General features: G+C 64.1%; 5 protein-coding genes. All 5 read right to left on the bottom strand.

What is annotated here, in order from left to right; all coding sequences use genetic code 11:
• The coding region (gene fusA / locus K0M70_RS06765) for an elongation factor G (protein ID WP_290780876.1) at positions 1-1,619 on the bottom strand (1,619 nt) is incomplete at its 3' end.
• An 18-nt stretch (positions 1,620-1,637) separates the two neighbouring features.
• Complete coding sequence (rpsG, locus tag K0M70_RS06760; protein ID WP_290780874.1) at positions 1,638-2,105, bottom strand: 30S ribosomal protein S7; 468 nt, start codon at positions 2,103-2,105, stop codon at positions 1,638-1,640.
• Positions 2,106-2,161: 56 nt separating this feature from the next.
• Positions 2,162-2,536 carry a 30S ribosomal protein S12 gene (gene rpsL, locus K0M70_RS06755; RefSeq protein WP_290780872.1) on the bottom strand — a complete coding sequence of 125 codons (375 nt, stop codon included), beginning with the start codon at positions 2,534-2,536 and terminating at the stop codon, positions 2,162-2,164.
• 213 nt (positions 2,537-2,749) lie between these two features.
• Positions 2,750-6,952 carry a DNA-directed RNA polymerase subunit beta' gene (gene rpoC, locus K0M70_RS06750; RefSeq protein WP_290780870.1) on the bottom strand — a complete coding sequence of 1,401 codons (4,203 nt, stop codon included), beginning with the start codon at positions 6,950-6,952 and terminating at the stop codon, positions 2,750-2,752.
• Positions 6,953-6,977: 25 nt separating this feature from the next.
• Positions 6,978-8,689, bottom strand: a 1,712-nt coding sequence (gene rpoB / locus K0M70_RS06745; RefSeq protein WP_290780868.1) for a DNA-directed RNA polymerase subunit beta, incomplete at its 5' end; no start/stop codon positions are given.

Raw genomic sequence — 8,689 nt, 5'->3', positions numbered from 1 at the left:
GGCACGACGCCGCCGACGATCGCGTTCTCGAACTCGTAGCCGGTGCCGCTTTCCTGCGGCGACAGCTCCAGCCACACGTGGCCGAACTGACCCTTACCACCGGACTGGCGCACGAACTTGCCTTCGGCCTTGACCGACTTGCGGATCGTCTCGCGGTAGGCCACCTGCGGCTTGCCAACGTTGGCTTCAACGTTGAACTCGCGACGCATGCGGTCGACGATGATGTCCAGGTGCAGCTCGCCCATGCCGGCGATGATGGTCTGGCCCGACTCTTCGTCGGTACGCACGCGGAAGGAAGGATCCTCCTGCGCCAGGCGGCCCAGGGCCACGCCCATCTTTTCCTGGTCGGACTTGGTCTTGGGTTCGACGGCCATCGAGATGACCGGCTCCGGGAAGACCATGCGCTCAAGCGTGATGATGTGGTCGAGCGAGCACAGCGTTTCGCCGGTCGTGACGTCCTTCAGGCCGACCGCGGCGGCGATGTCGCCGCACAGCACCGACTTGATTTCTTCACGCTGGTTGGAATGCATCTGCAGCAGGCGGCCGATGCGCTCTTTGCGGCTCTTCACCGGGTTGTACACCTGGTCGCCCGCGTTGAGCGAACCCGAGTACACGCGGAAGAAGGTCAGCGAGCCCACGAACGGGTCGGTCATGATCTTGAACGCCAGGGCCGAGAACGGCTCCTTGTCGCCCACCTTGCGGGTGACCGGCTGCTCGTTCTCGTCCAGGCCGGTGATGGCCGGGCGGTCGAGCGGCGACGGCAGGAAGCTGACGACGCCGTCAAGCATCGCCTGCACGCCCTTGTTCTTGAACGCGGTGCCGCAGAACATCGGGATGATGTCGCAGGTGATCGTGCGCGCACGGATGCCGTGGATGATCTCTTCCTCGGACAGCTCGCCCGTCTCGAGGTACTTCTCCATCAGCTCTTCCGACGACTCGGCCGCGGACTCGACCATGAATTCACGGGCGGTCTTGGCCTCTTCAACCAGATCGGCCGGGATTTCGCCGTAGGTGAAGGTATTGCCCTGGGTCGCCATGTCCCAGTGGATGGCCTTCATCTTGATCAGGTCGACCACGCCCTCGAAGCCCTCTTCAGCGCCGATCGGCAGCTGCATCGGGACCGGGGAGGCGGCCAGGCGCGACTTCAGCTGGCCAACGACCTTGTGGAAGTTGGCGCCGGTGCGGTCCATCTTGTTGACGAACGCGAGGCGCGGCACGCTGTACTTGTTGGCCTGGCGCCACACCGTCTCGGACTGCGGCTGGACGCCGCCGACCGCGCACAGCACGAACACCGCACCGTCGAGCACGCGCAGCGAACGCTCGACTTCAATGGTGAAGTCCACGTGCCCGGGGGTGTCGATGATGTTGAAGCGGTGCTCTTCCAGGGACTTGTCCATCCCCTTCCAGAAGCAGGTGGTCGCAGCGGACTGGATAGTGATGCCACGCTCCTGCTCCTGCTCCATCCAGTCCATGGTGGCTGCGCCATCGTGGACTTCACCGATCTTGTGGTTCACACCGGTGTAGAAAAGGATGCGCTCGGAAGTGGTGGTCTTGCCGGCATCGATGTGGGCCATGATGCCGAAGTTACGGTAACGCTCAATGGGGGTATGACGGGCCACAGCAGCAATCCTTGTCTATTACCAACGGTAGTGCGAGAAGGCCTTGTTGGCCTCTGCCATACGGTGAGTTTCTTCACGCTTCTTGACGGCGCCGCCACGGGACTCGGAGGCCTCGATCAGTTCGGCAGCCAGCTTGCGCGGCATGGTGTTCTCGCCGCGCTTGCGCGCCGAGTCGATCACCCAGCGCATGGCCAGAGCCATGCGGCGCGAGGTGCGAACCTCGACGGGGACCTGGTAGGTCGCGCCACCGACGCGGCGGGACTTGACCTCGACGGCCGGGGCGACGTTCGCCAGGGCCTTCTCGACCAGCGCCAGCGTGTCGCTGTTCTTCTCGCCGATGACGTCCATGGCACCGTAGACGATCTTTTCAGCGATCGACTTCTTGCCGGACTTCATGACCATGTTGATGAAGCGCGCAACCACTTCGCTTCCGTGCTTCGGATCCGGGAGGATCGAACGGGTACCGGGAGAACCTTTACGGGACATGATGCTTGCCTAAATTCGTTGATCGGGTGTAGAGCGCTGCGGCGTCAGCCGCGCACTCAGGACTTCGGACGCTTCGCGCCGTACTTGGAACGGCTCTTGCGACGCTTGGTGACGCCGGCGGCGTCGAGCGAACCGCGGACCGTGTGGTAGCGCACGCCGGGAAGGTCCTTGACGCGACCGCCGCGGATCAGCACCACCGAGTGCTCCTGCAGGTTGTGGCCTTCGCCACCGATATAGGAAATCACTTCGAAGCCGTTGGTCAGGCGCACCTTGGCGACTTTACGAAGGGCCGAGTTCGGCTTCTTCGGGGTGGTGGTGTACACGCGGGTGCACACGCCACGACGCTGCGGGCAGTTGGCCAGAGCCGGGGAAGCGCTCTTGTAGGTTTTGGGCTGGCGCGGCTTGCGCACCAGCTGGTTGATCGTCGCCATGCGTTCGGAATCCTGATGAAAAATGACACGGCAGGCCGGAAACCGGCCCACCGAGAAGCGGGAGTTTAATTCGCGTTAAACCCTGCTGTCAAATCAATGACAGTGGGGTTTGCTGGTTTCCATCGTCCTTGAACCGAACACGAGGGGACATCCTGTCCCCTCTTTCCGGATGTGGGCGGGCCATCGGCGGGCCTGCCAGCGCAATATTCAGCCTTAGGAACCGGCTTCTTCGGTCGTCTCGGTGGCCGCCGGGGCGGCGCGCAAGGTCTCCAGGTCGGAATCAGAAAGTTCAGGGTTGGCGGCTTTGCGGCGCTTGCTGTGGTACGCAAGGCCCGTACCCGCCGGGATAAGGCGGCCGACGATAACGTTTTCCTTCAGGCCGCGCAAGCTGTCGCGGGTGCCGCGGACGGCAGCCTCGGTCAGCACGCGGGTGGTTTCCTGGAAGGAAGCCGCCGAAATGAACGACTCGGTCGCCAGCGAGGCCTTGGTGATGCCCAGCAGGACCGGCTCGTAGCGGGCCGGCAGCTCGTTCTTGGTCAACGCCTTGGCGTTGTCCTCGACCACGCGGATGCGCTCGGCCTGTTCGCCCGCCATGAAGCGGCTGTCGCCGGCGTCGGTGATCTCGACCTTGCGCAGCATCTGGCGAATGATCGTTTCGATGTGCTTGTCGTTGATCTTCACGCCCTGCAGCCGGTACACGTCCTGGATTTCCTTCACCAGGTACGCGGCCAGCGGCTCGACGCCGAGCAGGCGCAGGATGTCCTGCGGGTTCGGCTCGCCGTCCACCACGGTTTCGCCCTTGGCGATGTGCTCGCCTTCGTAAACGATGACCTGGCGGTACTTCGGGATGAGCTCTTCGTGCTCGTTGCCGTCGGCATCCTTGATGATCAGGCGCTGCTTGCCCTTGGTGTCCTTGCCGAAGCTGATGATGCCCGACACTTCCGCCAGCACGGCCGGATCCTTGGGCTTGCGGGCCTCGAACAGGTCGGCCACGCGCGGCAGGCCGCCCGTGATGTCGCGGGTCTTGGAGGCTTCCTGGGGCACCTTGGTGACCACGTCGCCCACGCCGACCGCGGCGCCGTCCTGCAGGTTGACGATCGAGCGCGGCGGCAGCAGGTACTGCGCCGGCAGGTCGGTACCCGGGATGTTGAGGTCCTTGCCGTTCTTGTCGAGGATGCGCACGACCGGACGCAGGTCCTTGCCCATCGAGCCACGGCGCTTGGGATCGGTGATCTCGCGCGAGGCCAGGCCGGTCAGGTCATCGGTCTTCTCGATGACGGTGATGCCGTCCACGAAGTCCACGAAGCGCACGAAACCAGCCACTTCCGACACGATCGGGTGGTTATGCGGGTCCCAGTTGGCCACGATCTTGCCGGCCTTGACGTCATCGCCATCCTTGACGTTGATCATCGAGCCGTACGGGAGCTTGTAGCGCTCGCGCTCGCGACCGTGGTTGTCGAGCACCGACAGTTCGCCCGAGCGCGACACCGCCACCAGGTGGCCGTTGGCGTGCTGGACGTACTTGAGGTTGTTGAACTTGACCGTACCGGTGGTCTTGACCGTGATCTTGTCGATCGCGGCGGCACGCGACGCGGCGCCGCCGATGTGGAAGGTACGCATGGTCAGCTGGGTACCCGGCTCACCGATGGACTGCGCGGCCACCACACCCACGGCTTCACCGTGGTTGACGATGTGGCCACGGGCCAGGTCGCGGCCGTAGCAGTGGGCGCAGATGCCGAAGGTGGAATCGCAGGTAATCGCCGAGCGCACCTTGATCAGCTGCACACCGGCCACTTCCAGCTTGTCCACCCACGCTTCGTCCAGCAGCGTGTTGCGGGTGACGATGGGATCTTCGTCGTCGCCCGGCAGGTACACGTCCTCGGCCACGATGCGGCCCAGCACGCGGTCGCGCAGCGGCTCGACCACGTCGCCACCCTCGACGATCGGGGTCATGGTGAGGCCGTTGAGCGTGCCGCAATCGGACTCGGTGACCACCACGTCCTGCGCCACGTCGACCAGGCGACGGGTGAGGTAACCGGAGTTGGCCGTCTTCAGCGCGGTATCCGCGAGGCCCTTACGGGCACCGTGGGTCGAGATGAAGTACTGCAGCACGTTCAGGCCTTCACGGAAGTTCGCCGTGATGGGCGTCTCGATGATCGAGCCGTCGGGCTTGGCCATCAGGCCGCGCATACCCGCCAGCTGGCGGATCTGGGCCTGCGAACCACGGGCGCCGGAGTCGGCCATGATGTAGACCGAGTTCATCGACTTCTGGTCGATGGTCTCGCCCTTGGCATTCTGGACTTTCTCGGTGCCGATGGATTCCATCATGGCCTTGGCCACGCGCTCGTTCGTGCGCGACCAGATGTCCACGACCTTGTTGTAGCGCTCGCCGGCGGTGACCAGGCCGCTCTGGTACTGGACCTGGATCTCCAGCACTTCGGCCTCGGCCTCGGCCAGGATGCCCTTCTTCTCGTCCGGGATGATCATGTCGTCGATGCCGATCGACACGCCAGCGCGGGTTGCGTACGAGAAGCCGGTGTACATCAGCTGGTCGGCGAAGATGACCGTGTGCTTGAGGCCCAGCATGCGGTAGCAGCTGTTGATCAGGCGGCTGATGTTCTTCTTGGTCAGTTCGGTGTTGGCCAGCGAGAACGGCAGGCCAACCGGCAGGATCTCGGCCAGCAGCGCGCGGCCGATCGTGGTGTCCACGATCGACGTCTTCTCGGTGGGCACGCCCTGGTCGTCCAGCTCCACCTGCTTGAGGCGGACCTTGACCTTGGCGTGCAGCTCGACGACGCGGTTGTCGTACGCGCGCTTCACCTCGGCGACGTTGGCGAACACCATGCCCTCGCCTTTCTTGTTCTCCAGCGCGCGGGTCATGTAGTACAGGCCCAGGACGACGTCCTGGGTCGGCACGATGATCGGCTCGCCGTTGGCAGGCGACAGGATGTTGTTGGACGACATCATCAGCGCGCGCGCTTCCAGCTGGGCCTCGAGGCTCAGCGGGACGTGCACGGCCATCTGGTCACCGTCGAAGTCGGCGTTGAACGCGGTGCAGACCAGCGGATGCAGCTGGATGGCCTTGCCTTCGATCAGCACCGGCTCGAACGCCTGAATGCCGAGGCGATGCAGGGTCGGGGCGCGGTTGAGCAGCACCGGGTGTTCGCGGATGACTTCTTCCAGGATGTCCCAGACTTCCGCCGACTCGCGCTCGACCAGCTTCTTGGCGGCCTTGATCGTCGTGGCCAGGCCACGGCGCTGCAGCTTGGCGAAGATGAAGGGCTTGAACAGTTCCAGCGCCATCTTCTTGGGCAGGCCGCACTCGTGCAGGCGCAGGGTCGGGCCGACCACGATGACGGAACGGCCGGAGTAGTCCACGCGCTTGCCGAGCAGGTTCTGGCGGAAGCGGCCCTGCTTGCCCTTGATCATGTCGGCCAGCGACTTGAGCGGGCGCTTGTTGGTGCCGGTGATGGCACGGCCGCGGCGGCCGTTGTCCATCAGGGCGTCAACCGATTCCTGCAGCATGCGCTTCTCGTTCCGGACGATGATGTCCGGCGCGTTCAGCTCGAGCAGGCGCTTGAGGCGGTTGTTGCGGTTGATGACGCGGCGGTAGAGGTCGTTGAGGTCGGAGGTCGCGAAGCGGCCACCGTCCAGCGGCACCAGCGGACGCAGGTCCGGCGGCAGCACCGGCAGCACCGTGAGCACCATCCACTCGGGGCGGTTGCCCGACTCGAGGAAGGCCTCGACCAGCTTGATGCGCTTGGTGAGGCGCTTGAGCTTGGTCTCGGAGTTGGTGGTCGAGATCTCTTCCTTCAGGCGCAGCAGCTCCGAGCTCAGGTCGAGCCCGCGCAGCAGCTGGTAGACCGCCTCGGCGCCCATCAGGGCGTCGAAGTCGTCGCCGTGCTCCTGGCGAGCGAGCAGGAACTGCTCCTCGGTGAGCAGCTGGCCCTTGTCGAGCGTGGTGAGGCCCGGCTCGATGACCACGTAGGCCTCGAAGTACAGGATGCGCTCGATGTCACGCAGGGTCATGTCCAGCATCAGGCCGATGCGCGACGGCAGCGACTTGAGGAACCAGATGTGCGCGGTCGGGCTGGCCAGCTCGATGTGGCCCATGCGCTCGCGGCGAACCTTGGCCAGCGTCACTTCCGTACCGCACTTCTCGCAGACCACGCCACGGTGCTTCATGCGCTTGTACTTGCCGCACAGGCACTCGTAGTCCTTGATCGGTCCGAAGATGGCGGCGCAGAACAGGCCGTCACGCTCGGGCTTGAAGGTACGGTAGTTGATGGTTTCCGGCTTCTTCACTTCGCCGAACGACCAGCTGCGGATCAGGTCCGGCGAAGCCAGGCCGATCTTGATGCCATCGAAATCCAGCGACTGACGCTGCTGGTTGAACAGATTGAGTAGGTCTTTCATTTGATTCTCCTGTTCCCGCGCCGGATCACTGCTCTTCGAGTTCGATGTTGATGGCGAGGGAACGAATTTCCTTCACCAACACATTGAACGATTCCGGCATGCCGGGCGTCATTTCGTGCTCACCGTCGACGATGTTCTTGTACATCTGGTTGCGGCCCTGCACGTCATCGGACTTCACCGTCAGCATTTCCTGAAGGGTGTAGGCCGCGCCGTAGGCTTCCAGCGCCCAGACTTCCATTTCGCCGAAGCGCTGGCCGCCGAACTGCGCCTTGCCGCCCAGCGGCTGCTGGGTGACGAGCGAGTACGGGCCAGTCGAGCGGGCATGCATCTTGTCGTCAACCAGGTGGTTGAGCTTGAGCATGTGCATGTAGCCAACGGTGACCGGGCGATCGAACGCCTCGCCGGTGCGGCCGTCGTGGAGGATGGTCTGGCCGGTTTCGGGCAGGTCCGCCAGCTTCAGCATCGCCTTGATCTCGGCTTCGGTGGCGCCGTCGAACACCGGGGTGGCCATCGGCACGCCGTCGGTGAGGTTGTGCGCCAGCTTCAGCAGCTCCTTGTCGGTGATCTGGGTCAGATCAACGCGCTCGCCGTGCAGCTTCTTGTCGTGGTTGTAGATCTGGTCGAGGAACTTGCGCAGATCGGCGACCTTTTCCTGGGCCTCGAGCATGCGCTGGATCTTCTGGCCCAGGCCCTTGGCGGCCCAGCCCAGATGCACTTCGAGGATCTGGCCGATGTTCATTCGCGAGGGCACGCCCAGCGGATTGAGCACGATGTCGGCGGTCTGGCCGTTGGCCATGTAAGGCATGTCCTGCACGGGGACGATGGTCGAGACCACGCCCTTGTTGCCGTGACGGCCGGCCATCTTGTCACCCGGCTGGATGCGACGCTTCACGGCCAGGTAGACCTTGACCATCTTGAGCACGCCCGGGGCAAGGTCGTCGCCGGCGGTGATCTTGCCGCGCTTGTCCTGGAACCGCTTCTCGAACTCCTTCTCGTGCGCCTCGACCTGCTTCTGGGCGCGCTCGATCAGTTCGGCCGCTTCCTCATCCTTCATGCGGATGGTGAACCAGTCGTCCTTATTAAGGCTGTCCAGGTATTCGCCGGTGATATCGGTGCCCATATTGAGGCCACCCGGACCGCCGTTGGCGACCTTGCCGCTCAGCAGGCCACGCAGGCGCGCGAAGATGGCGCCCTCGAGGATGCGGAACTGGTCGTCGAAGTCCTTCTTGACGCGCTTGATCTCGGTTTCCTCGATCTGGCGCGCGCGCTTGTCCTTCTCGATGCCGTCGCGGGTGAAGACCTGCACGTCGATGACGGTGCCGTCCATGCCCGGGGGCACGCGCAGCGAGCTGTCCTTAACGTCGGAAGCCTTCTCGCCGAAGATGGCGCGAAGCAGCTTCTCTTCCGGGGTGAGCTGGCTTTCGCCCTTCGGCGTGACCTTGCCCACCATGATGTCGCCGGCGCGCACTTCGGCGCCGATGTACACCACGCCCGACTCGTCCAGGCGGCCCAGGGCCTGCTCGGACACGTTCGGGATGTCGGCGGTGATTTCTTCCGGCCCCAGCTTCGTATCGCGGGCAACGCAGGTCAGCTCTTCGATGTGGATCGTGGTGTAACGATCTTCCTCGACCACGCGCTCGGAGAGCAGGATCGAGTCCTCGAAGTTGTAGCCGTTCCACGGCATGAAGGCGACCAGCATGTTCTGGCCCAGGGCCAGCTCGCCGATGTCGGTGGACG

The sequence above is a fragment of the Arenimonas sp. genome (assembly GCF_019459675.1).
GTDB lineage: Bacteria > Pseudomonadota > Gammaproteobacteria > Xanthomonadales > Xanthomonadaceae > Arenimonas.
Note: the sequence above shows the minus strand (reverse complement) of the source record. Positions and strands in the feature narration are given on the sequence as shown.

What these genes read in the sequence shown, in the direction of transcription:
- rpsL (WP_290780872.1), bottom strand. Translation starts at nt 2,536, where the DNA reads ATGGCGACGATCAACCAGCTGGTGCGCAAGCCGCGCCAGCCCAAAACC.
- rpoC (WP_290780870.1), bottom strand. Translation starts at nt 6,952, where the DNA reads ATGAAAGACCTACTCAATCTGTTCAACCAGCAGCGTCAGTCGCTGGAT.
- rpsG (WP_290780874.1), bottom strand. Translation starts at nt 2,105, where the DNA reads ATGTCCCGTAAAGGTTCTCCCGGTACCCGTTCGATCCTCCCGGATCCG.